General features: G+C 64.5%; 19 protein-coding genes. 7 read left to right on the forward strand and 12 right to left on the reverse strand.

Annotated features, from left to right (window positions below; all coding sequences use genetic code 11):
• Nucleotides 1–97: 97 nt before the first annotated feature.
• Nucleotides 98–1,111: a helix-turn-helix domain-containing protein gene (locus SE91_RS25655; RefSeq protein ID WP_061849585.1), complete on the forward strand. Its 1,014-nt coding sequence runs from the start codon at nt 98–100 to the stop codon at nt 1,109–1,111.
• 211 nt (nt 1,112–1,322) lie between these two features.
• Here the strand turns inward: SE91_RS25655 and SE91_RS25660 are convergent, their stop codons facing one another.
• From SE91_RS25660 to SE91_RS25700, 9 genes are all read right to left on the reverse strand, one after another.
• Nucleotides 1,323–2,261, reverse strand: a complete 939-nt coding sequence (locus SE91_RS25660) for an ACP S-malonyltransferase (RefSeq protein ID WP_061849586.1) — start codon at nt 2,259–2,261, stop codon at nt 1,323–1,325.
• A 9-nt stretch (nt 2,262–2,270) separates the two neighbouring features.
• A complete protein-coding gene (locus SE91_RS25665) occupies nt 2,271–3,218 on the reverse strand; it encodes an AEC family transporter (protein WP_061849587.1) in 948 nt (315 codons plus the stop codon).
• Nucleotides 3,215–4,096, reverse strand: coding sequence for a triphosphoribosyl-dephospho-CoA synthase MdcB (mdcB, locus tag SE91_RS25670; protein ID WP_061849588.1), 882 nt, complete (start codon nt 4,094–4,096; stop codon nt 3,215–3,217). Before mdcB ends, SE91_RS25665 begins: the two co-directional genes overlap by 4 nt.
• A complete protein-coding gene (gene mdcG / locus SE91_RS25675) occupies nt 4,093–4,773 on the reverse strand; it encodes a malonate decarboxylase holo-[acyl-carrier-protein] synthase (RefSeq protein WP_061849589.1) in 681 nt (226 codons plus the stop codon). Before mdcG ends, mdcB begins: the two co-directional genes overlap by 4 nt.
• Nucleotides 4,748–5,470 (reverse strand): biotin-independent malonate decarboxylase subunit gamma, encoded by a 723-nt coding sequence (gene mdcE, locus SE91_RS25680; RefSeq protein ID WP_061849590.1) that lies wholly within the window; start codon nt 5,468–5,470, stop codon nt 4,748–4,750. The genes mdcG and mdcE overlap by 26 nt, the downstream gene beginning before the upstream one ends.
• A complete protein-coding gene (locus SE91_RS25685; RefSeq protein ID WP_061849591.1) occupies nt 5,457–6,392 on the reverse strand; it encodes a biotin-independent malonate decarboxylase subunit beta in 936 nt (311 codons plus the stop codon). The genes mdcE and SE91_RS25685 overlap by 14 nt, the downstream gene beginning before the upstream one ends.
• Nucleotides 6,389–6,706: a malonate decarboxylase acyl carrier protein gene (gene mdcC / locus SE91_RS25690; RefSeq protein ID WP_008560568.1), complete on the reverse strand. Its 318-nt coding sequence runs from the start codon at nt 6,704–6,706 to the stop codon at nt 6,389–6,391. The genes SE91_RS25685 and mdcC overlap by 4 nt, the downstream gene beginning before the upstream one ends.
• A 9-nt stretch (nt 6,707–6,715) precedes the next feature.
• Nucleotides 6,716–8,362 carry a malonate decarboxylase subunit alpha gene (gene mdcA / locus SE91_RS25695; RefSeq protein WP_061849592.1) on the reverse strand — a complete coding sequence of 549 codons (1,647 nt, stop codon included), beginning with the start codon at nt 8,360–8,362 and terminating at the stop codon, nt 6,716–6,718.
• Between the two features lie 145 nt (nt 8,363–8,507).
• Entirely contained in the window at nt 8,508–9,293 is a 786-nt protein-coding gene (locus SE91_RS25700) for an alpha/beta hydrolase (protein ID WP_061849593.1), read from the reverse strand.
• Between the two features lie 183 nt (nt 9,294–9,476).
• Here SE91_RS25700 and SE91_RS25705 point away from each other — a divergent pair, with 183 nt between their 5' ends.
• The 5 genes from SE91_RS25705 (at nt 9,477) to SE91_RS25725 (ending at nt 16,460) form a co-directional block, all read left to right on the forward strand.
• Complete coding sequence (locus SE91_RS25705) at nt 9,477–9,818, forward strand: hypothetical protein (protein ID WP_061851314.1); 342 nt, start codon at nt 9,477–9,479, stop codon at nt 9,816–9,818.
• Between the two features lie 276 nt (nt 9,819–10,094).
• Nucleotides 10,095–10,574, forward strand: a complete 480-nt coding sequence (locus SE91_RS36505) for a hypothetical protein (RefSeq protein WP_156489784.1) — start codon at nt 10,095–10,097, stop codon at nt 10,572–10,574.
• 20 nt (nt 10,575–10,594) lie between these two features.
• Nucleotides 10,595–11,770 (forward strand): efflux RND transporter periplasmic adaptor subunit, encoded by a 1,176-nt coding sequence (locus SE91_RS25715; RefSeq protein ID WP_061849595.1) that lies wholly within the window; start codon nt 10,595–10,597, stop codon nt 11,768–11,770.
• A complete protein-coding gene (locus tag SE91_RS25720; RefSeq protein ID WP_061849596.1) occupies nt 11,767–14,910 on the forward strand; it encodes an efflux RND transporter permease subunit in 3,144 nt (1,047 codons plus the stop codon). Before SE91_RS25715 ends, SE91_RS25720 begins: the two co-directional genes overlap by 4 nt.
• A gap of 209 nt (nt 14,911–15,119) precedes the next feature.
• Nucleotides 15,120–16,460 (forward strand): PAS domain-containing sensor histidine kinase, encoded by a 1,341-nt coding sequence (locus tag SE91_RS25725; RefSeq protein ID WP_245318524.1) that lies wholly within the window; start codon nt 15,120–15,122, stop codon nt 16,458–16,460.
• A gap of 34 nt (nt 16,461–16,494) precedes the next feature.
• Here the strand turns inward: SE91_RS25725 and SE91_RS25730 are convergent, their stop codons facing one another.
• Nucleotides 16,495–18,792 (reverse strand): FdhF/YdeP family oxidoreductase, encoded by a 2,298-nt coding sequence (locus SE91_RS25730; protein ID WP_082813801.1) that lies wholly within the window; start codon nt 18,790–18,792, stop codon nt 16,495–16,497.
• A 252-nt stretch (nt 18,793–19,044) separates the two neighbouring features.
• On the opposite strand from SE91_RS25730, the gene SE91_RS25735 reads away from it, so the two are divergent.
• A complete protein-coding gene (locus SE91_RS25735) occupies nt 19,045–20,292 on the forward strand; it encodes an oxalate decarboxylase family bicupin (protein WP_061849599.1) in 1,248 nt (415 codons plus the stop codon).
• A 99-nt stretch (nt 20,293–20,391) separates the two neighbouring features.
• Here SE91_RS25735 and cydB read toward each other — a convergent pair whose 3' ends face one another.
• Nucleotides 20,392–21,378 (reverse strand): cytochrome d ubiquinol oxidase subunit II, encoded by a 987-nt coding sequence (gene cydB, locus SE91_RS25740; protein ID WP_061849600.1) that lies wholly within the window; start codon nt 21,376–21,378, stop codon nt 20,392–20,394.
• A gap of 2 nt (nt 21,379–21,380) precedes the next feature.
• Nucleotides 21,381–22,796: a cytochrome ubiquinol oxidase subunit I gene (locus SE91_RS25745; RefSeq protein WP_061849601.1), complete on the reverse strand. Its 1,416-nt coding sequence runs from the start codon at nt 22,794–22,796 to the stop codon at nt 21,381–21,383.
• Between the last annotated feature and the right edge of the window lie 7 nt (nt 22,797–22,803).

Raw genomic sequence — 22,803 nt, forward strand, 5'->3', positions numbered from 1 at the left:
ACGAGCCTTGCGACGGCTTCAGACCTATCGTTCGAGCATGGATCAACAACGTTCAGCTGCGGTCACGCCGCCAGTTGGACCAAGGATGGGACGAACGATGTTCACCGATATGCAGGCGGCGGGTGCCCGGTTGACGTATCAACCCAGTCCTCGCGAACCGGATTTTCCTCAGGGTGCACGCGCGTTTCTCCGCGAGCAAAAATGGCGCCAGCCGGAGCAACGCGTGGGCAGCGGGCGCGAGGACATCATGATCTCGCGCTGGACCTCCACGCAGGCGGCGGTGAGCCGCGAGGAAGCGACGACGCCTGCCGACCGGTACTTCTTCGCCATCGCCCTGAAGACGACCCGTCTCAAGCTGACCAGAGGCCCTCAAACCATATTCGACGGCATCATGCCGGCGGGGACGCTCTATGTCGGCGCACCGTCGAAGCAGCTTTGCGCGCAGTTCCAGGCGCCGTGCGATTTCCTGCACTTCCACGTTCCGGCCAATTGCCTTCCGCCGCCGGAAAAGGGAAAGCATCCGGTCACGACCGATGGCCTGAACGATCTGGTTCTGCTGCGCGATCCATTCGCCGAGCAGCTTGCAAAGGCGCTGACCGAACACGGCCATCTGGTCGACCAGGATTTCGCGCGCTGCATCGCCCAGACCGTGGCAATGCATGTGGCCCGGCGCGAAGTGCCGCGCACGAAAGTCAACGCTCTGCCGAAATGGCGTCTGCGCCGCATTGAGGACTATGTCAGGACGCATTTCGACCATTGCATCAGCCTGTCGGACCTCGCCGGCGTCGCGGGGCTATCGCGGATGCATTTTGCGGCGCAGTTCCGGGCCGCAACCGGATATCGGCCGCGCGAATATCTGCTGCATCAGCGCATCGAGCAGGCGAAAACCCTGCTGCTGAATTCCGAGACATCCCTGGCCGAGGTGGCGCTGGCGGTGGGCTTCTGCACGCAGGCACATTTCTCCACCGTCTTCAAGCGGATCACGGGCAACACCCCGGCACGCTGGCGATGCGCGAGCCGGAATGCGCAGGTCTCGCCTGTGCCGGCCGGCGACGACCCAGCTTCGGGGCGCAAGGTCGTGTCTCACCTTCCGCCCGCTGCCCTTTCGTGAATCATGCGAAGTGAGAAACAACCTGATTACTTGAAATACTTCTTCCGCCCGATCGGCGATGCTGGAGATGTTAGTGACTGAGACCCCAAGTCACGGCTCGCGTCTCTCCTCCCAGGCGTACGAGCATTAGGGTCGTCCTCTCTCCCAAGGAGGACGGCCCCTTTTTTTGTAGCTCGCACGTACCATTCGAAGCTGGAAGGAATTGACGTGTCTAATCGCCGAGTTGGCGCGCAAGCCAGGTGCGGACTCCGTCGAGACTCCTGAAATCATCCAGCGAATGCGCCGGCAGATCGGGCCGGATACCCCTGACCATCGCGCTCAGCGCGTGCCCCGGCCCAAGTTCGAGAAACGCCGTGGCGCCCGCTTCCAGACAGGCCTGCAGACAGCTCTCCCACTGCACGGTTTGAGAGATCTGCGCGGCGAGCTTGTCGAGACCCGCTTCCGCCAAGGCGATGGGCGCACCGTCGATGCCACTCAGGACACGAGCGCCGCCGGCGGGCGGGAACGCAACGGATGCTGACCGCAGGATGTTGCGAAACTCGGCCGATGCTTCGACGAGCCGTTGCGTGTGGGAGGCAACCTCGACCGGGACATCGACGATCCTTGGCCCGTGCATCGCCCTTGCAGCCACAGCGATCCCGCTCAATGCCTCGCGGCTGCCCCCGATCACAAAGGCACCGCCCGGATTGACGATGGCGATCGCCGCACCGTAGCGCTCGCAGAGACGGTCGACGTCGCCGCGCGAAAGTCCGCGCACGAACACCAGTCCATCGCCGGCGGTCGTGGCCGCATCCATGGCTTCTGCCCGGCGCGCGACGATATCGAGCGTGACCGCCGGTTCGAACAGGCCACCGACGCCCCACGCGGCAACCTCGCCGACACTATAGCCGGCGACGATGACGCCATTCGGAATTGAAGCTTTGAGCGCGGCTGCGGCGGCGAGCGCCTGAACTGTGCACAGGATCTGGCCGGCGCGGTTGCGATGCAGAGACTCATCGGCCTCGCTGCGCACGAACCCGCGCGGATCGCAGCCGCCCAGCAATGTCGCCGCGTGCGCAAACAGGTGCGCAGCCTCCGGCACATCGCCAGTCAGAGCGAACATGTCGCGGTGCTGCCTGCCTTGTCCCGCACACAGGATCGCCAGCGTCATGGTTGCGGCCTAGCTAGGAAAGAGCATGGCGATCGCGATCGCCAGAGTGACCGCACTTACGCCAGTGCTCGCGATGACCACGGAGCCCACCGTCGCGGAATCCAGCCGATAATTCACGGCAAACAGGATGCCGAAAAAGCCGGAAGGTACCGCGGCGAGCAGAACGGCCGTCCTCGCGGTATCGGGCGAGATCGGGACGACATGAGTGACTGCAATGGCAGCGAGCGGCCGAACGATGTCCGCAGTCACCGTTGCGGCTGCGACCTTCAAGTTCAGCTGGAACCGGTGCGCCGACAGAATCGCGCCGGTTAGAAACAGGGCGACGCCCGCGGCCGAGCTGCCGATCAGCGCGAGGCACGCATGGGCGAGCGCATCAAGGCTGACATTCGATAGCGAGAACATGATGCCTAGCGCGGGCGCGAGCACCACGGGCTTTGTGACTGCGCGCCCGATGGCGGTCAGGATCTGCCGTAATGCCATGACTTCGCCGCGCGCCTTGGCGGCGTCCATTTCCGCGATGATCAGGGTCACCGGGCTGATCAGGATCGAACCGGTCGCCAATGCGACGGCGACCGGAACGACTCCGGCCGGTCCGACGATGGAGGTCAGGATCGGAAGACCGACGCCAGCAAGATTCGGGAAGCCGATCGTCAATGCCTGGATCGACGCATCGGGCCGCGAGATCTTCAGGCCGCGCGCGGCAAGGTACCAAGCGGTATAGAGCAGCGCCATCGTCAAGGCCAGGACGACGAAGAGCGGAATTTGCTCGATCATCGCCGTGCGCGACGCAGATGCGGTCGCCGCGAACAGCGACGCCGGCACGGCAAAATCCATCACGAGGGCAGCGAGCGCACCGACGTGCAGATTGTCGACGATATGAAGCCTGCCGGCGGCGTATCCCAGCAACAGGACGAAGAACACCGGCACCAGCGCCATCAGGATTGCATTGGACATCATGCCCCCGCTGCGTCGTGAGCGTCGACGAAGAGCGACATGGCGAGCAGGTCTGCCGATCCACCGGGGCTGAGGCGGCGGGCGACGAAACTGTCATGGATCGATCGTGCGCGTTCACGCCATCCCGCGGCACGTATGCCGCCGGCATCGATGAACTGGCGCGCCGCGCGATGCGCAAAGTGAAGCCCGTCGAGCCCGCCCCGATGCAACAGGTTGGTGTCTTCCACGGACGCAATCAGGGCAAAACACGCCTCAACCCGAGCTGCTTCTCTATCTTCGGGGGCAGCGGATATCGCCTGCCGCAAGGCGGGCAAGCCGATCCGGTAGATACTGGGAAATCCGTTCGCCGCTTCGCGACTGGCACCACCTGCATGAAAACGACGGCGCGCAGCGTTGCCGTGGCTGTGCAGCAGCATCGGACCATCGAGGATGTCGACGCCCCAGCGGCGAGCCACGACATCGCCGAGCCGGAGCGCCGGATCGACCAGCCCGCCAGCCCGCGCACCGGCCGCCGCACACAACAGGCCAAGCCCGAAGATCGCGCCGCGATGCGTGTTGACGCCGGACGTCGCTGCAAACATCGCGCGCTCAGCGTCGAGGCCGATGATCCGCAGCCGTCCCATGCCGCAACCGCGCGCGCCCGCATCGGCAAGCGATTGAAGATAGGGCTTGATCGCCTCGGCGCTGCGACGAAACGTGCCAGCATCCATGTCATCGTGACTGCCGTTGTCGACGTGGCTCACCAGCCCCGGCTTCGGCCAGGTTTCCAGCTCCTTGACGAGACAATCGGCAGCGAGATCGCCGATGGCGGAGACATCGGTCGCAATTCGCGCCCGGCGTGGAGCGAGCGGTTCGGCACCTCGCAAGGCTGCAGCAATCATGGTCCCGTCGCTCCCGAGATGAACTGGGCCCTGTCCAGAAGGGATACGCCGTCGATGCTCTTGACCAGAAGCTCGCTCGCACCTGCACTGAATTCCCGCCAATTCACCGCCGCGCCATCGGCGCGCATCAGCTCGCCATCGAGCCGCATCGGAGCTTCGATCTCGACCTCAGCCAGATCGGCGACGAGACGATCCAGGTCGGTTTCGGGTCGCGTCTCGAACAGGAGGTCGAGATCCGAGCCCGTGGTGACGTAGTCCAGTCCGGTCAGCGACTGCCATGCGAGGCTGCCAAACACGCGTGCGGGCGCCGAATGGCGGAGCGTGAGCTCCTCGAGCCGATCGAGTGTGGGCCGCCAGCACGGCGGCGCGGACAAACGCGCTTCCCTCAGCGACGGAGGCCTCGCAACCGCGATGATGTCATCGAGCCCGGCGAGAAGGGAGAGCCGCTTCTTGCCGGCGGATGGCGGCAGCGGCAAGCCCAGCGCAAGACCGGCTACCTCGGATGGCAGCGCACGCCGCCTGATTGTCGGCCAGCCGAGTTCTGCCCAGTGAAGGACGAGGCGATCGCACGCGAGATCGCCATGCGGGTCGAGCATCGCGCGCCAGCCTCGCGGACTGACGAAGACGAGGTCATGACGACGGGCCGGGCGCTCAGCGGATTTGCAAGGCGAGATCACGAACGCGCTCCGCTATATCGGCGGCCTTCGGCCGGCCACCACGTTCCTTGCCGAGCACGTCCCTCCGATCGCGCACCGCCGGCATATCGGCGAGCAGCGCCTCCAACTGATCGACGAGTGGAGCGGCATCGGTCCAGATCATGTGAACGGCGCCCATCTGTTCGAGATTGGACAGGCCAGGGGCGAAAACCGGCGTCGATTTCGCCTTCTCTTCAAGCGCCTCCATCGACAGCTTGGTCACCTTCGCCATCGATGGCAGGTCCATCACCGCGGGGCTGGCGCCGGGCAGTCCGACCAGCACGCGGGTCGCAAGGCCCGTCGCAAGCAGGGCCCCTGCCGCCGAGTGGCCATAGAGAAGCCCGATGGTCGGACGTCCCTGCATGTCGGCATGGATCAGCACCTTCGCCAGATGCGCCAGGAATTCGTTGAGACCGAGCAGCTCGTCACGCTTGCTCATGCGCTGACTGTCGCTGTCGACCAGCACCAGGACCGGTCCCGTGTCCCGGTCGATCGACTCCAGGACATGTCCGGACAGCCTGATCGCCTCGTCGACACCGAGCGCGGTCCGATCCGCAACGCCGATGACGAGCATACTGCCACCGGATCGCAGCGTCGCCGAGCCGGCGATGACGCCGCCATCGTTCCTGATCTGATGGCCGTCGGGAAACAGCGAAGCGAGAATGTCATCGAGCGTCACGGCTTGTCCTCCCGATCCTGTTGGCGAGCGCGATGAACTGGTCGGCCGGCAATTCCGGCACCATGTCCGCATGCGCGATGCCTTCGGCGGTCCAGATGTCGATGGCGTCCTCGCAAGCACCGAAGCGGCGCAACCGGTCGGTCAGGCGCGTCTGCTCCGCCGTCAGCCGATCGAGGGCGAAGGAGCCGATCGAGCCGATAAGCTCGCGCGCAGCCTCGCGAAAGTCCTGCACGGTGTCGTCGGCAAAGACGTCGGCCGCGCCGAGCAGCCGCCGATGCTTGCCGCCCATGGTGCGCCAGACCAGCGCTCGTTCGCGGGAGTCGAACTCCTCGACGCCGCGATTTGTCTCGATCACCTCCGGGCCCGAGACCGCGATGCGGCCCGGCTCCGACACCGCGAGCGCGGAGCAGCAGCCGGCGATCAGGCCGCCGCCGCCGTAACAGCCGGAGCGCCCGCCGATCAGGCCGATGATCTTCACGCCGGCGCTTCGCGCCTCCATCACCGCGCGCATGATCTCGGCGATGGCGAGCTCGCCCGCATTGGCTTCCTGCAGCCGGACGCCGCCGGTGTCGAACAGGATGAGGACCGGGATCGTGCCGATCTCGCGCGCGCCGCGCAGCAGCCCGGTGAGCTTGGCACCGTGCACCTCGCCGAAGGCGCCGCCCATGAAGCGTCCCTCCTGCGCGGCGACCAACACCGGCGCACCGTCCAGGCGGCCGTAGCCGATGACGATGCCGTCGTCGAACTGCTCGGGCAGATCGAATATCTTCAGATGCGGACTGATCTCGCGCTGCTCCGGCCCGATGAACTCGACGAAGCTGCCGGTATCGAGCAGCAGCTCCAGCCGCGTGCGCGCCGACGCCTCGTTGAAGCTGGTGCTGCGGGCCCGTTCGGTCGGCGCGAAGTCTTTTGTGGCAGTCATTGGCCGTTCTCCGCGATCAGGCGCACCGCCTGTGCCAGCCGAAGCGAGACCGTATCGGGACGCGCGCCGCCATCATTGATGGAGAACTTCAGTCCGCCCGGCGAAAAGCGCTCGACGAAGTCGTCGACCACGGCGGTCCAGACCTCACTGAAGCCCACCGCCGCCGTCCTGATGACGACGGCGCATTGCGCATCCGGCAGCACGCGCTCCACCAACACTTCCAGATTGCCCGAGGCGACCACGCCGACGAGCGCGCTCCGCCTGGTGCCGTCCGCGCGTGCGCTAACCTGATGTTGAAAGCTGAGATCTTCCATGATCCGTCCTCACCAGTTCCTGAATTTCGAGGGCGGCGCATAGAGCCCGCCCGACCAGCGCACGAGATCTTTGATCGACCGCGCCGCCAGCAGGCTGCGGTTGGCGTCGAGCGGATTGATGCCGAGATCCTCGGGGCGGCAGATCACGCCGCACTCACGCAGGCGCGCGACCATGGCATGATCCCGCCTTCGGCCGACGTCGGTGTAGCCGGCGACGCCGCGGATCGCCTGCTCGCGCTCCAGGGCGGTGCGGCAGAGCAACAGATTGGCCACGCCCTCCTCGGTGACGACGTGCGTGACGTCGTCGCCATAGATCATGACTGGCGCGAGATCGAGCTTCAGCTTCTCGGCGAGCTCAATCGCATCGAGCTTCTCGACGAACAGCGGCACGTTCTTGTCGCCGAACGTCTCGCCGATCTGCACCACCAGCTTGCGGCCGCGGCGCATCAGAGCCGAGCCGTCGGGATCGGCCTCCGCGCCGGCCTTCAGCCAGGGCTCGCTCGGGTGGCGCCGACCGCGCGCATCCGCCCCCATGTTCGGCGCGCCGCCGAACCCGGCGATGCGCGAGGCGGTGACGGTCGACGAGTTTCCTTGAAGATCGATCTGCAGCGTCGAACCGATGAACATGTCGCAGGCATAGAGCCCGGCGGTCTGGCAGAAGGCGCGGTTGGAGCGCAGCGAACCGTCGGGGCCGGTGAAATAGACGTCGGATCGGGCGCGGATGTAGTCGTCCATGCCGACTTCCGAGCCGAAGGAGTGGATCTGCCGGACCCACCCTGACTCGATCGCAGGAATGAGCGCTGGATGCGGATTCAGTGCGAAATGCGTCGCGATCCTGCCCTTCAGCCCAAGCCGCTCGCCGAAGGTCGGCAACAGAAGCTCGATCGCCGCCGTGCTGAAGCCGATGCCGTGATTGAGCCGCTGCACGCCATAGGGTGCATAGACGCCCTTGATCGCGAGCATCGCGGTGAGGATCTGGCCTTCGGTGATCGCAGCCGGATCGCGGGTGAACAGCGGCTCGACGAAGAACGGCTTGTCGGACTTGACGATGAAGTGGACGCGGTCTCCAGGGATATCGACCCGCGGAACTTGGTCGACGATCTCGTTGACTTGGGCGATCACGACGCCGTCCTTGAAGGCCGTCGCCTCCACCACGGTCGGCGTGTCCTCGGTGTTCGGACCGGTGTAGAGATTGCCGTCGCGATCGGCGCTGACGGCGGCTATCATCGCGACGTGAGGCGTGAGGTCGATGAAATACCGGGCGAACAATTCGAGATAGGTGTGGACCGCGCCCAGCTCGATCTTGCCGCCGAACAGCATGCGCGCGATGCGCGCCGATTGCGGTCCGGAATAGGCATAGTCGAGCTTCTTCGCGACACCTCGGTCGAACAGATCCAGATGCTCGGGGAGAACGACGCCGGACTGCACCATGTGCAGATCGCTGACCTTGGAGAGATCGACGGCAAGCAGCGCGCGGCTGAGCAGATCGGCCTGCTTCTGGTTGTCACCTTCAAGGCAGACCCGGTCACCTGGCCGGAGCACAGCCTCGAGCAAGTGCGTGGCGTCTCGGGCTTCCACGACTTTGCCGCGAGCCAGCGCGGCGCCTGCGGCGATGCGGGCATCACGCGCCACGCGGTTGTTCTGCCAGCTCGTCATGGCCTTCGCTCCTCGCGACTGGCGTCGGTCGTCTCGACCAGGTTCATGGAATATCTCGGATGGGGCAGTCAGGCCGGCGGGAGTGCTGTCTCTCCCGCCGTCCTTCCCTTCGCCGGCCGTGCGTCAGGACCGGCAAAATACGTGGTCAGCGCGCGGCCTGCTGATCAAGGCTGCGTGCCGCGCGCGTGATGACAGCCGCCACTTCCTTAGGATGCGATTCGTAAACCGAATGGCTCGCGCCGGGGATCACCGTGGTGTGGCTCTTGGCACGCTCGTAATACCAGCGCTCCAGGTCGGGATTGATGATCTGGTCGCTGCCGGCAACGATGCCCCAGCTCGGCTTGGTCTTCCACGCCGCCGCCGAGAGCGGCGTGCTGAACACCTGTGCCGCAGCCGGAACCTGGGAGCGTGCGACGAACTCGGCGCGCTCACGCGGCAGATCGGGCGCGAACAGCTTTGGGAATTGCACGGGATCAAGATAGGTGAACTTGTCGGGCGTGACCTTGATGACGCCTTCGGTCTTTCCAAGCACGCTCGGCGTCTTCTTGCCCAGCGCCGATTCGTCCTCGCCGACGTCGGGGGCGTGCGCGGCGACGTAGACGAGCCCGACGACGCTCGGATGAACGCCTGCTTCGGTAATGATCGAGCCGCCGTAGCTGTGGCCGACGAGAAGCGTCGGGCCGTTCTGGAGATCGAGGATCCGTTTCGCCGCCGTGACGTCATCGGCGAACGACGTTTCCGGCTCCTGGACCATGGTGACGTGGAAACCTTCCTTGGTCAGGATCTCGTAGACGGGCTTCCAGCCGGACGCGTCCACCCAGGCACCGTGCACCAGGACGATGTTCTTCAGGGGCTCCGCGCGCGCCGTGTCGACGGTCGCGAACAGCGAAAGGGCGGCGGCGAAGGCAAGGCAGGCGCTATGAGGTTTCATGTCGGGATCACTCCGTGTTGGAATGATGCGACACTAGGTCGAGACCGGTCCCCACGTATTTCCCCAAACAACTATCCTTGCCACTTCGCACGTCCGGACGGGATCATTGCGGCGATGGCCCCTCGCGATTTCCGAGACCGCGACCTAGCTATGCGCGCATCCCGCATGCACAGGATCGAACCGATGACATCGACCGCAAAATTACCTATCGCACTTCTCATTCTGCTGGGCGCTGCATCGCCGGTCCGTGCAGGCACCTGCGCGGACGAGATCGCTCGCACCCAGGTGCAGCTGGATCGCGCCATCGAAAATAATGCCGGCGCGCAAGGCTGGAAGCCGGAGAGCCTCAGCGCGCTGCGCAGCCATCAACCGACGCCCCGCTCCCTTGCTCAGACCGAAGGCAACGCCGGCGTCGACTTCACGGCCGCGTTGGATTCGCTTGAACGAGCGCGCGCCGCGGATCACATCGGCGACATGCGCGCGTGCCGCCGGCAACTGGCCCAAGCGCGGGCTATTCTGAGATAGCGAAAGCAAAAATCAGAACCGACGCCGCGCTGCTGCCAATGCAGCGCGGCCGCTTATTCGTGCGACGGAGGGCGCAGCCGCCCGGGCGTAAAGACTCGCTGTCTTCGTGCAGCCCGGGAGTGGGACGTGCGTTCTGGAAATACCCGCGCTCGCGCACCTTTCTAAGGTTCGACGGCATTTAGCGCGGAGCAATCGTCCATGCGGGACCAGCATTCACCGAACTACATCATCACAAAGAGATCGGGATCGCACCGGTGCGCTTCCATGCGTCCAGGCATGCTGCTTGCAGCCGGCATTCTTTGGCTGACCTCGGCTGCGGCCATCGCTCAGACGACGGTGCCGGGAGCACCACCCTCTCCCGGCATGCTCGCGACGTCGCCGCTCAACCCGCAATCGACCCGGCCGGTAGGCATTCCGCTGGGATCGACCGAGATCGCAACGCCGGGCATCTCGCCGCTCAATCCCGCACAGGACATGACGAACTGTCCGACATCGACAAATTCGGCTGCGCCAGGCGCATTGTTCGATGGCGGCGGACTGGCCAGCAACTCATCGAGCGCCTGCGCCGGCAGCGCGATGGCCCCGTCGCCCCTGTCCTCACCATCGACGGTTGGACGCGTCGGGATTCCGTTAGGGGCCACCGAGCTCGGCGGCGGGGGAATCAGTCCGTCCGTTCCAGTGCCCAGCCCCGCCCCTGCCGACGGCACGACACCGATCAACGGCATGCCGTCGATCAGCGGCGCGGGCCTTCCCTGACATCATCGAGGATCATCATCGTGAAACGTCCCCTCACTTTCGCGCTCGTCGCTCTCGCCGCCATCGGGGCAGGAGCAGGTTTGTGGTTTTTCGCGGACCGCAAGCCGGTGGTCGCGGCCACGCCCGTGCCGGTACCTGCTGCCGTGCCGGTGGTTGCGGCCACCGTGACGGGCAAGGACGTGCCGATCTATCTGCGCGGCATCGGCACGGTGATCGCGTACAACACCGACGTGGTGCGCAGCCAGATCCAGGGGCAGATCGTCAAGATCGCCTTCACCGAGGGACAGGCCGTCAAGGCCGGCGACCTGCTCGCCCAGATCGACCCTCGACCCTATGAAGCGCAGATCGAGCAGCTGACCGCCAATCGCGACAGGGACCAGGCCCAACTCGCGAACGCCGAGGCCAATCTCTCCCGCTACAATCAGCTCGGCGACAAGGGCTATGCGACGCCGCAATTGATCGACACCCAGACGGCGCAGGTGGCCCAGCTCAAGGCGGCCGTGAAGGCCGACCAGGCGCAGATCGACCAGGCCAACGTCCAGCTCAGCTATACGCGCCTGACCTCGGCCATCCCCGGCATCACCGGCGTCCGCCAGATCGACGTCGGCAACGTGATTCATCCGACCGATCCCAATGGCCTCGTCGTCGTCACCCAGATCGAGCCGATCTCGCTGCTCTTCACCTTGCCGCAGACAGACCTGCCGTTGATCCAGGAGCACGCCGCCAAGGGAGCGCTGAAGGTCATCGCCTACAGCCAGGACGACAAGATGAAGCTGGACGAAGGCAAGCTGCTGCTGGTCAACAACGAGATCGCGGGAACGACGGGCACCGTCCAGCTCAAGGCGGAGTTTCCCAACCATGAGCATCGGCTGTGGCCGGGGCAGCTCGTGAACGCGCGCCTGCTGCTGGAGGTGCGGAGCGATGCGCTGACGGTGGCCGGCTCGGCAGTCCAGCAGGGCCCAAACGGCAGCTACGTCTATGTGGTATCCCCAGACCAGACGGTCGCCTTGCGACCGGTACATGTCGCACAGATCAGCGATGGTCAGGCGCTGATCGACCAGGGGCTGAAATCGGGCGACGTCGTCGTGGTCGACGGGCAATACCGACTCACGGAAGGAAGTCGCGTTCACGAATTGCACGGCAAGGCCGCGCGTGAGGCCGACCTGCAAAGCGCCGTGCAGGACGCGATCCCATGAACCTGTCTGCACCCTTCATCCTGCGGCCGATTGCGACCGCCCTGCTGATGGCAGGCCTGCTGTTGCTCGGCCTTGCGGCCTATCCCCTGCTGCCGGTCGGCGCGCTGCCGAACGTCAACTACCCCACGATCCAGATCTCGGCGCAGTTGCCGGGCGCAGACCCCGGGACCATCGCCTCGTCACTGGCCACCCCGCTCGAACAGCAGCTCAGCCAGATTCCCGGCATCACGCAACTCACCTCGTCCAGCGCGCTCGGCGTCGCCCAGCTCACGGTGCAATTCGAGCTGTCACGCACGGTTGACAGCGCCGCCGTCGACGTGCTCGCCGCAATCAACGCCGCCAGCCCCTTCCTGCCGCCGAACATCCCCTATCCGCCGACGATCCGGAAGGTGAATCCCGCGGAGACGCCGATCATGCTGATCGCGCTGACCTCGGATTCGCTGCCGCTGACCACGGTGGACGCCTATGCGGAGAACATCCTGCTGCCCAAGATCTCGCAGGTCCCGGGCGTGGGCCTCGTCGGACTTGGCGGCCAGCAGAAGCCCGCCATCCGCATCCGCGTCAATCCGCAGGCGCTTGCCGCCCGCGGCATCGGCCTGGAAGACGTCCGCAACGTGATTGCCGGCGCCAATGTCGATCTGCCCAAGGGCACGCTCAACAGCCCGCGGGTGACGTATACACTCAACACCAACGATCAGCTGCTCAAGCCTTCGGCCTATGAGGACCTCATCATCGCCTATCGCAACGGCTCGCCGGTGCGGCTGCGCGACGTCGGCACCGCGATCGAAGCGCCAGAAAACGATCTTCTGGCAGGCTGGTACGGCAAGGACCCCGCCGTCATTCTGGCGGTCCAGCGCGTCCCCGGCGCCAATGTCATCGAGACCGTCGACCGCGTCAAGAAGCTGCTGCCGCAGCTGCAAGCCTCCGTTCCGCCCGCGATCAAGGTGACGATCGCGGCCGATCGCACCGCCACGATCCGCGCCGCCGTCTCCGACGTGCAGTTCACGCTGCTGCTGACGGTCGTCCTGGTGGTGATGGTCATATTCCTGTTCCTGCGGAACTTCTGGGCCACCGTCATTCCGGCGATCACGGTTCCCCTGGCGCTGATCGGGACTTTCGCCATCCTCTATGTGCTCGGCTACAGCCTCGACAATCTCTCGCTGATGGCGCTGTCGATCGCGGTCGGCTTCGTGGTCGACGATGCCGTGGTGGTCATCGAGAACATCGTCCGTCATCTCGAGCAGGGCATGACGCCGATGGAGGCGGCGCTCAAGGGCTCCAGCGAGATCGGCTTCACGATCGTCTCGATCACGCTGTCGCTGATCGCGGTGTTCATTCCGCTGTTCCTGATGGGCGGCTATGTCGGCAAGCTGTTCCAGGAATTCGCGATCACGATCACGGCCTCGCTGCTGCTGTCGCTTGTCATCTCGCTCACGCTGACGCCGATGATGTGCGCGCGTCTGCTGAAGGACGAGTCGCGGAAGAAGCACGGCCGGCTCTATCTCCTGTTCGAGCGCGGCTTCGATGCCCTGCTTGCGCTCTATGCGCGGGGCTTGCGCGTCGTGCTGCGCCATCGCTTCGTAACGTTGCTCGTGATGCTCTCGACCGTGGCGCTGACCGGCTATCTCTACGTCATCATCCCGAAGGGCTTCTTTCCGCAACAGGACACAGGTCAGATCGTCGGCATCACCGAGGCGGCCCAGGACATCTCCTTCCCCGCCATGTCCGAGCGCCAGCAGGCCATCGTCGGCATCCTCCTGAAGGATCCTGCCGTCCAATCGGTGGCCAGCTATATCGGTCCGGGCGGCCCTACGGCGACGCTCAACCAGGGACGCATCTTCATCGTCCTGAAGCCGAAACCCGAACGCAAGGCGAGCGCCGACCAGATCATCAACCGGCTGAGACCCCAGCTCGCCCACATCCAGGGCATCACGCTCTACATGCAGGCGGCACAGGACATCACCATCGGTGCGCGCCTGTCGAAGACGCAGTATCAGTACACGTTGACGGACGCCGATTCCAACGAGCTCACCCACTGGTCGGCGATCTTCCTGGAGAAGCTCCGCGCGCTCGACATCATCACCGACGTCGCGAGCGATCAGGCCAATGCCGGTCCGCGACTGCAAGTCACCGTCAATCGCGAAGTCGCCTCCAGCTTCGGCATCCTGCCGACGACGATCGACAACGCCCTCGACGACGCCTTCGGCCAGCGCATCGTCTCGACCATGTTCACCTCGCTGAACCAATATCACGTGGTGATGGAGGTCGATCCGAAATTCCAGTATGGCCCCGAGGCGCTCAAGGACATCTACCTGAACTCGGCCAGCGGCCAGCAGGTCCCGCTCAGCACGCTGGTTCACAGCGTCATCGAGCCTGCGCCGATCCTGATCAACCATCAGGGCCTGTTTCCCTCCGTCACGATCTCGTTCAACTTGCGACCCGGCGCTGCACTCGGCGATGCCGTGGCGGCGGTCCAGAAGATTGAGAAGGAGACCGGCAAGCCCGCTTCGCTCTCGACCTCGTTCCAGGGCAACGCGCAGGCCTTCCAGTCATCCTTGTCGGGCACGCCGCTGTTGATCGGGGCGGCGCTGATCGTGATCTACATCATCCTCGGCGTGCTCTATGAGAGCCTGATCCATCCGATTACGATCCTGTCGACGCTGCCGTCCGCCGGCATCGGCGCTCTGCTGCTGCTGCTTGCGGTCCACATGGACCTCAGCGTCATCGCCATCATCGGCATCATTCTCCTGATCGGCATCGTCAAGAAGAACGGCATCATGCTGGTCGACTTCGCCCTCGATGTGGAGCGCCAGCACGGGCTGAGCCCCGAAGAGGCGATCTACCAGGCCTGCACGCTCCGCTTCCGCCCGATCCTGATGACGACGATGGCGGCACTGCTTGGCGGCGTGCCGCTGATGCTCGGCACCGGCACCGGCGCGGAATTGCGCCAGCCGCTCGGCTACACCATCGTCGGCGGCCTAATGCTCTCGCAGATCCTGACGCTGTACACCACGCCCGTGGTCTATCTGTATCTCGACAAGCTCGGCAACTGTTTCACCGGCCGCAAGGCGGGCGCAAGCGAGACGCCCAGCCCTTCCCAAACCAACGCAGATACGGGATTGACCCACGAATCCCCTTGAGGTGATCCGACCGCGGCGTCGTGCATTTTGGCAAAGAACCTGCGGAAACGCAAAAGACGGCTCTCCCGCACTGCGGTAAACGTCCGCCCATGACGTCTGAACGCCTGGATGGCTCCCACCGCGTACAGCTCCGGCGATGGTGGCGCCGCGTGCTGCCAACCGAGACCAGGCAGAATCGCGTTCTCCTGTGGGCCTGGGGGAGCGTCGCCTTGAGCCTGTTGACGCTCGCCTGCTTGCTGCTCGAATACGATTTCACGGTGATCGCGGTCGCAGCTTTTCTCGCTGCGACGCTGACGCTCGTCGCAGCGGTCATGGACATCGCCGCCAGGAATAAGGCGATCGCCGAGCTGGAGCGGAGCGAGCAGCGTTATCGCCAGCTGTTCAGCCGCATGCCGATCGCGCTCCGGCAGCTCGACGCCACCAAGCTTGTGGTGCTGTTCCGGAAGTTGCGCGCGGAAGGGGTCGAGGATCTAGGCAGCTATTTCGACGCGCATCCCGATTTCCTCAAGACCTGCATGAATGCTCTCTCGTTTCAGGAGGCCAATGAACGGGCGATCCAGATGTTCGGCGGCGATTACGCCGGACGCTCCATGTCCGACACCTGGCGGGAGCGGCCGGATACGTTCCGGCGGGCCATGGAATCCCGTTTTCGCGGCGAGACGAACTTCGAGGAGGAGACCAGGATGGTCACCTGGGACGACCGCGTCCTCGATGTCCTCTTCACGACGGCGCGCGTCGGTCCCGTCAATGATCTCGAACTGAGCCTGGTCGGCACGATCGACATTTCCCAGCGCGTTCGCGCCCAGGAGAGACTCCGGCAGGTACAGGGGGAGTTCGCGCATGCTGCGCGGATCTCAATGCTCGGCGAGCTCACCGCCTCGATCGCCCATGAGGTCAACCAGCCACTGGCCGCCATCACGACCAATGCCGCCGCCGGCCTGCGTTGGCTGAACAGGCCCAATCCCGACATGGCCGAGCTGCGCAAGGTGATCGAGAACACGGCGACGGATGCCAGACGTGCCGCGAGCATCGTGGCGCGCGTTCACGGGATGGCGACGCGAAAGGCGCCGGAGCGGATCCCGCTCTCGCTCGACGACGTCGTTCGGGAGGCCATGCTGTTCCTCCGGCATGAGCTGGAGTCTCACGACGTCGCAATCCAGCACCGCCCCGGTCCGGCAACGCCGCTTGTGCTGGGCGACCGCACGCAGCTTCAGCAGGTGATCGTCAATTTGGCGATCAACGCCATGCAGGCCATGATCCAGGCCGGCACGGAAGGCTGCCGGATCATCATCGCCACCACCTCTCCGGAGGAGAGCACAATATGCTGCTCCGTGGAGGACAACGGCCCGGGCATCGACACCGAGCACGTCGGCCGTCTCTTCGAAAGCTTCTTCACGACCAAGGAGAGTGGCATGGGCATGGGCCTACCGATTTGCCGCTCCATCGTCGAATCGCATGGCGGCCGGATCAATGCCGAGGGCAAGGGCGCCGAGGGCGGCGCACGGTTCTGGTTTACGCTGCCAATCTCCGGCTCGACGCATCCGGGCTGATCGGAAGGGAAGGCACGGACCGACGCCGTCCGGTCTATTGCTCGGGCACAGCGCCGCTCGAGCGCACTAGGCGGATCGGAAGACCCTTGAACGAAGGCGTGAAGCTCATGGGATCGCGGGCATAGAGCGGCACCAGCGGATTGGTCTCGGGATAATAGGCCGCACAACAGCCGGCCGGAAACGAATGGCCGACGACCCGGAAGTTGCGCACGATCCGCTCGACGCCATCGGTCGATTCCGTGATGAGGTCCACGCGGTCGCCCTCGGCAAAGCCGCGCTTCTTCATCTCATCCTCGTTGAGGAAGACCACGTCGCGTTGCCCGAAGACGCCGCGATAGCGGTCTGACATCGAATAGAGCGTCGTGTTGTATTGGTCGTGGCTGCGGATCGTGCTGAGCCACAGGAAATCGGGATCGCATTGCTTTGGATCCTCGCCGCAGCCCTCGAACACCAAAAAATTGGCCTTGCCCGACGGCGTCGTCCAGATCCGCTCGCGCGCCGTCGAGGTCAGATGGAAGCCGCCGGGAACGCGGATCCGCGCATTGTAGCCCTGGAAGATCGGGAAGACCGCCTCGACGGCATCGCGAATACGGTCGTAATCGTCGACGAACCCATCCCAGTCCACCACGGTGCGGTCGCCGAGCGTCGCCTTCGCGACGCCGGCAATGATCGCGACTTCGCTGAGGAGATGCTCCGACGCAGGCGTGTTGCGGCCGCCCGAAGCGTGGACCATCGACATGGAATCTTCCACCGTGATGGATTGCGGTCCCGTCGCCTGGACATCGATCTCGGTGCGGCCGAGACAGGGCAGGATCAGCGCGGCCCGGCCGTGGATCAGATGGCTGCGATTCAGCTTGGTGGAGACGTGCACAGTCAGGTCGAGCTTGCGCAAAGCGGCCTGCGTCGCCTGCCAGTCCGGAATGGCGGCGGCGAAATTGCCGCCCATGGCGAAGAAGACCTTCACCTCACCGCGGATCATGGCCTCCAGGGCCGTCACGACGTTATGGCCCGGCTCGGACGGCGGGTTGAAGCCGAAGTGCTGTTCCATCCGCTCGAGGAAATCCGCCTTAGGGACTTCCGTGATTCCCACCGTGCGATCGCCCTGCACGTTGGAATGACCGCGAACCGGGCAGACGCCGGCGCCCTCACGTCCGACATTGCCGCGCAGGAGCGCCAGATTGGCGATTTGCTGCACGTTGTGCGCGCCGCGCTGATGCTGCGTGATGCCCATGCCATAGACGAGAATGGCGCGCTCCGACTTCATGTAGGCGTTGGCCGCGTACTCCATGTCTTCGCGCGTCAGACCCGACTGCCGTTCGATGTCGGGCCATTGCGTTCGCTCGAGATCGTCGATCAACGCTTCGATCCCGACCGTGTGTCCCCTGATGAAATCCCAATCCAGGATCTCCGGCCGATCGGCGGCGCGTGCCGCTTCGTCCGCCTCGACCAGGATCTTCATGATGCCCTTGAGGACGGCGACGTCGCCGCCGACACGCACCTGGAACAGCTTCGAGCTGATCTTGGTCGACGTCAGCGTGATCATCTCGACGGGGCTCTGTGGCGCCTGAAAGCGCTCGAGCGCCCGCTCGCGGAAAGGGTTGAAGGATATGATCGAAGCGCCGCGGCGCGCGGCATTACGCAGGCTCGTCATCATTCGCGGGCTGTTGGTGCCCGGGTTCTGGCCGAAGATGAAGATGCAGTCGGCCTTGTCGAAATCCTCCAGCAGCACGGTGCCCTTGCCGACGCCGAGCGATTGCGGCAGGCCAACGCTGGTCGCCTCATGGCACATGTTGGAGCAGTCGGGGAAATTGTTGGTGCCATATTCGCGGACGAAGAGCTGATAGAGGAACGCAGCCTCGTTCGAGGTCCGTCCGGACGTGTAGAAGTCCGCCATGTTCGGATCCGGCAACGCCCTCAGCTCGCGGCCGATCATGTCGAACGCATCGCGCCACGCCACCGGAAGATAGCGGTCGGAGGCCGCATCATAAGCCATGGGATGCGTGAGCCGGCCGACCATTTCGAGATCGTAGTCGCTCCAGGTCGAAAGCTCGGTGACGGTATGCTCGGCAAAGAACTCGGGCGTGCAGCGCTTGGACGTCGCCTCCCAGGCGATCGCCTTGCCGCCGTTCTCGCAGAATTCGAATGACGAGGTATGCTTCGGATCGGGCCAGGCGCAGCCGGGACAATCGAATCCCTGAGGCTGGTTCATGCGGCTCAGCGTCGCCGCGCCCTTCATTGGAACCCGCTGCACCAGCAAGGCCTCACTGAGCGCCTTGAGCGCCCCCCAGCCTCCGGCAGGCTCATGATAGGGACGAACCGATTTCCTGGTCATCGACGATATCTCTGAATGTGACGTTTCCGGCGCAGTTAACGATCGTAGCCTCTGTAGCGTCTTTTCAAATCGGACTTCGAATTTCGCAATTGCACAGCTTCGGTTATGCCGCGGTCCTGCCTACCGCGCCGAGACCGATAGTGCATTCCGGAAAAAACATCGTCGTTCGCGGAAGCTGGGCGGTCAGGGTGACACTAGGCTGCGACGCTGGAGTCTCGCTGGAGGCTCAACATGCATTGAGGAGCGACCAACATGTTTTCACGACGGGAATTGCTGGCCATGTCGGCAGCGGGCGCTGCAATGGTCAGCTCCGGTGCGCAAGGCGCGACCTTCGGCAATCCGGACGAGCCGCCGCAAGGTGCGATCAATACCAAGAACGCCAGCAGCCTGAGCGATCCCGGACCGCAAAATCCGGCTCTTGCGAAGCAATTCCCCTCGGCGCAGACGCCGCCGGCGACGGACGTCGGCGGCCTGCCGATGAACTGGGCCTCCTTCAACAACGCACCCAGGCGCATCCAGAACGGCGGCTGGGCCCGCCAGGTCACGGTCGCCGACTTTGCGATCTCGAAGGAGATCTCCGGCGTCAACATGCGGCTGTCCGCCGGAGGCATACGCGAGCCGCATTGGCATCAGGCGGCCGAATGGGCAATCATGACCTACGGCGGCTGCCGCATCACCGTGCTCGACGTTCAGGGGCGGCCGTATGTGGCCGATCTCAAGCCCGGCGACCTCTGGTACTTCCCACCCGGCGCGCCCCATTCTCTGCAAGGACTTGGTCCCGACGGCTGCGAGTTCGTGATCTGCTTCGACGACGGCCACGCCAACGAGTTCAATACGCTACTGGTGACGGATTGGCTCGCCCATACGCCGCCGGAGGTGCTGAGCAAGAACTTCGGCGTGCCGGCCGAAACCTTCGCCAAGATTCCGCTGCACAATCTCTGGATCTTCCAGGGGACGGTCCCCGGCGATCTCGCCGCAGATCGTGCCGCGGTCGCCAAACATGCCGAGGCGCCGCCCTATCCGTTCGTCTACCCGCTGAGCAGCTCGGCTCCGCTCAAGGAGAGCGCGGCGGGCAGCATCCGCGTCGCCGACAGCAGCAATTTCAAGGTGGCCACCACGGTTGCGGCGGCGCTGGTGACGATGCCGCCGGGCGCGGTCCGGGAGATGCACTGGCATCCGAATGCGGACGAGTGGCAATACTACATCAAGGGCAAGGCGCGGATGACGGTGTTCGATACGGGGCCCAACGCACGCACGACGGATTTCTCCGCGGGCGATATTGGTTATGTCCCACGCAATCTCGGTCACTATGTCGAGAATGTCGGCGACACAGATGTGCAGTTCGTCGGCGTCTTCCGCGCCCCGCGTTACGAAGAGGTCTCGCTTTCCAACTGGCTGGCGCATACTCCGCCCAGGCTCGTCGCCCAGCACCTCAACATCGACGAGAAGCTGATCGCGCAATGGCCGGACACCGGTCCGGGCGTCATGCCCAAGACTTGAACGAAAGAGACCTAAAACGGAAAGGCGCCCAAACCGGCGCCTTTTTTGCTCGTTTGAAGATACCCGCCGCCCGACGGAAAGCCGCCACAACGGCGGCTTTCAATAGTGGGCCGATTCCGAATCGAACTTGCCCTTGAAGACGCGGAAGCCGATCGCGACGTAGATCAGCATCAGCGGGAAGATGAAGAGACCTTCTCCCCAGAACATGAAGGCGAGGCTGGCATGAGGCGCAGCGGCTTCGTCGATGGTGATGGCGAAGGGAACCATGTAGGGCCAGAACGAGAGCGCCAGCGTCCCGAACGCCGACATGAAGATCAGCGAGACCATGTGGAACGGCCAATAATCATCGTGCCGCAGAATGCTGGAGGCGAGCATGCAGGCAGCCCCCGCACCGATCGCGGGAAAGACGAACAGATAGGGCCGCTCGATCCAGCGATGCAGGATCGGCAGATGCTGCAACAGCGCGTGGCTGAAGACGAGGATCAGGAACAGGAGAACCCCGGTCGCCAGCACCGGGATCTGCGTCCGCGCCAGGTCGCGAACCGCGCCGCCGCGCTTGCGCACCAGCCAGCAGGCGCCGAGCAGCGCATAGCCCAGGCATAGGCCGATGCCGCACAGCACCGAGAAGCCGCTCAACCAACCGAATACGCCGCCGGCATACTCGCCGTCGATGATCGGCAGCCCCTGCACGAGCGCGCCGACCATCACGCCTTGCATGAAGGTCGCGACCAGGGAGCCGCCGCCGAAGCCGAGATCCCAGATCCACCGTGAGTGCTGCGACTTGGCGCGGAATTCGAACGCGACCCCGCGCAGGATCAACCCCAGCAGCATGAAGATGACGGGGATGTAAAACGCCGAGAGCACCGTCGCATACACGACCGGAAACGCACCCCACAGGACCACGCCCGTCACCACGAGCCAGGTCTCGTTGCCGTCCCAGAACGGCGCGATTGCGCCCAGCATGGCCTGCCGGCGCGCTTCGCTGTTCGGCAGCAGGAACAATATTCCGACGCCGAGGTCGAAACCGTCGAGCAGAAGATAGATCAGGATGCTAATAGCCAGCAGAGCAACCCAGAAGGTCACCATGGTCATTCTCCAGCCTGAGCGTAGTTGCCGCCCGGGAGCGGCGGCCGGTCAGCAAGCGACATCGGCCGGTTGGGCATGGCGGGCGCATGCACGACCTTATCGTCGAGCCCCGCCGGACCGGCGCGCAACAGCCGGTAGATGTAGTAGGTCCCGAACGAGAAGATGAAGGCGTAGACCGCGACGAACATGATCAGCGACGTCGTCGCCGCGGCCGCCGTCAGGAACGGCGTCACCGCATCCGCGGTGCGCAGCACTCCGTAGACCGTCCACGGCTGGCGGCCTACTTCCGCCGTGTACCAGCCGGTGAGGATCGCGATCCACGGCAGCGGAAAGCTCAGGAAGATGCCCCAGAGCAGCAGGCGGCTCCGGTCGAGACGATGCTTGAAGCTGAGCCAGCTCCCGAGCCAGGCCAATGCCAACATCAGGAGGCCGCAACCGACCATGATGCGGAAGGCGAAGAACGGAATTGCCACCGGCGGCCGGTCCTGCGGCGGAAAGCTGGTCAAGCCGACCTCCTTCGAGCTCAGGCTCATGCTGCCGATGATGCTCCCGAGCACCGGAATCGAGATCGCATATCTGTTCGACTCGGTGCTGGAATCGGGAATCGCGATCAGCACCTCCGAGGCCGGCTGCTCGTCGTGCCAGCGCGCCTCGATCGCGGCAAACTTGGTCGGCTGGTAATCGTGGACGTAGTCGCCGACGAGATGCCCGATGAAGAGCTGCACGGGAAGCAGCACCGCCGCGAGCGCCAGACCCATGCGCAGCATCACATGCGCTTCGGCGCGATAGGTCCATCGCAACAGGTACCACGCACCAGTCGCCGCGACGCAGAACGCGCCGGTCAGGTATGACGCGAGCAGCATGTGTGGAAACCTGACCCAGACCACCCGGTTGAAGATGATCTGCATCCAATCGTCGGGCACGAACTGCCCATTCTGCATGACGTAACCTGTGGGCACCTGCATCCAGCTGTTGTTGACCATGATCCAGAACGCCGACAGCGTCGTGCCGAGCGCCACCATGGCGGTCGAGAACAGGTAGAACCAGGGCGGCACGCGCCTCCGGCCGAAGATGAGGATGCCGAAGAAGCTCGCCTCCAGCATGAAGGCGGTGAACGTCTCATAGGACAGGAGCGGGCCCTGGATCGGCCCCGACATCTTCGAGAGCACGCTCCAATTCGTACCGAACTGGAATGCCATCACTACCCCCGACACGACCCCCATGCCGAAGGCGACGCCGAAGATCTTGAGCCAGAACTCGAACAGCGTTCGATAGACCGGCTTGCCGCTATGAAGGTGCATCGCCTCCAGCACCGTCAGCCATGCGGCAAGCCCGATCGTGAAAGCCGGGAAGATGATGTGAAACGAGATGGTGAAGGCAAATTGCAGCCGCGACAGGAGAAGCGCCGTCGGGTCCATGGGAATC

The organism is Bradyrhizobium sp. DOA1 (genome assembly GCF_001593325.1).
Taxonomy (GTDB): Bacteria; Pseudomonadota; Alphaproteobacteria; order Rhizobiales; family Xanthobacteraceae; genus Bradyrhizobium.

What these genes read in the sequence shown, in the direction of transcription:
- SE91_RS25655 (WP_061849585.1), top strand. Translation starts at nt 98, where the DNA reads ATGTTCACCGATATGCAGGCGGCGGGTGCCCGGTTGACGTATCAACCC.
- SE91_RS25660 (WP_061849586.1), bottom strand. Translation starts at nt 2,261, where the DNA reads ATGACGCTGGCGATCCTGTGTGCGGGACAAGGCAGGCAGCACCGCGAC.
- SE91_RS25665 (WP_061849587.1), bottom strand. Translation starts at nt 3,218, where the DNA reads ATGATGTCCAATGCAATCCTGATGGCGCTGGTGCCGGTGTTCTTCGTC.
- mdcB (WP_061849588.1), bottom strand. Translation starts at nt 4,096, where the DNA reads ATGATTGCTGCAGCCTTGCGAGGTGCCGAACCGCTCGCTCCACGCCGG.
- SE91_RS25685 (WP_061849591.1), bottom strand. Translation starts at nt 6,392, where the DNA reads ATGACTGCCACAAAAGACTTCGCGCCGACCGAACGGGCCCGCAGCACC.
- mdcC (WP_008560568.1), bottom strand. Translation starts at nt 6,706, where the DNA reads ATGGAAGATCTCAGCTTTCAACATCAGGTTAGCGCACGCGCGGACGGC.
- mdcA (WP_061849592.1), bottom strand. Translation starts at nt 8,362, where the DNA reads ATGACGAGCTGGCAGAACAACCGCGTGGCGCGTGATGCCCGCATCGCC.
- SE91_RS25700 (WP_061849593.1), bottom strand. Translation starts at nt 9,293, where the DNA reads ATGAAACCTCATAGCGCCTGCCTTGCCTTCGCCGCCGCCCTTTCGCTG.
- SE91_RS25705 (WP_061851314.1), top strand. Translation starts at nt 9,477, where the DNA reads ATGACATCGACCGCAAAATTACCTATCGCACTTCTCATTCTGCTGGGC.
- SE91_RS36505 (WP_156489784.1), top strand. Translation starts at nt 10,095, where the DNA reads ATGCTGCTTGCAGCCGGCATTCTTTGGCTGACCTCGGCTGCGGCCATC.
- SE91_RS25720 (WP_061849596.1), top strand. Translation starts at nt 11,767, where the DNA reads ATGAACCTGTCTGCACCCTTCATCCTGCGGCCGATTGCGACCGCCCTG.
- SE91_RS25730 (WP_082813801.1), bottom strand. Translation starts at nt 18,792, where the DNA reads ATGACCAGGAAATCGGTTCGTCCCTATCATGAGCCTGCCGGAGGCTGG.
- SE91_RS25735 (WP_061849599.1), top strand. Translation starts at nt 19,045, where the DNA reads ATGTTTTCACGACGGGAATTGCTGGCCATGTCGGCAGCGGGCGCTGCA.
- cydB (WP_061849600.1), bottom strand. Translation starts at nt 21,378, where the DNA reads ATGGTGACCTTCTGGGTTGCTCTGCTGGCTATTAGCATCCTGATCTAT.
- SE91_RS25745 (WP_061849601.1), bottom strand. Translation starts at nt 22,796, where the DNA reads ATGGACCCGACGGCGCTTCTCCTGTCGCGGCTGCAATTTGCCTTCACC.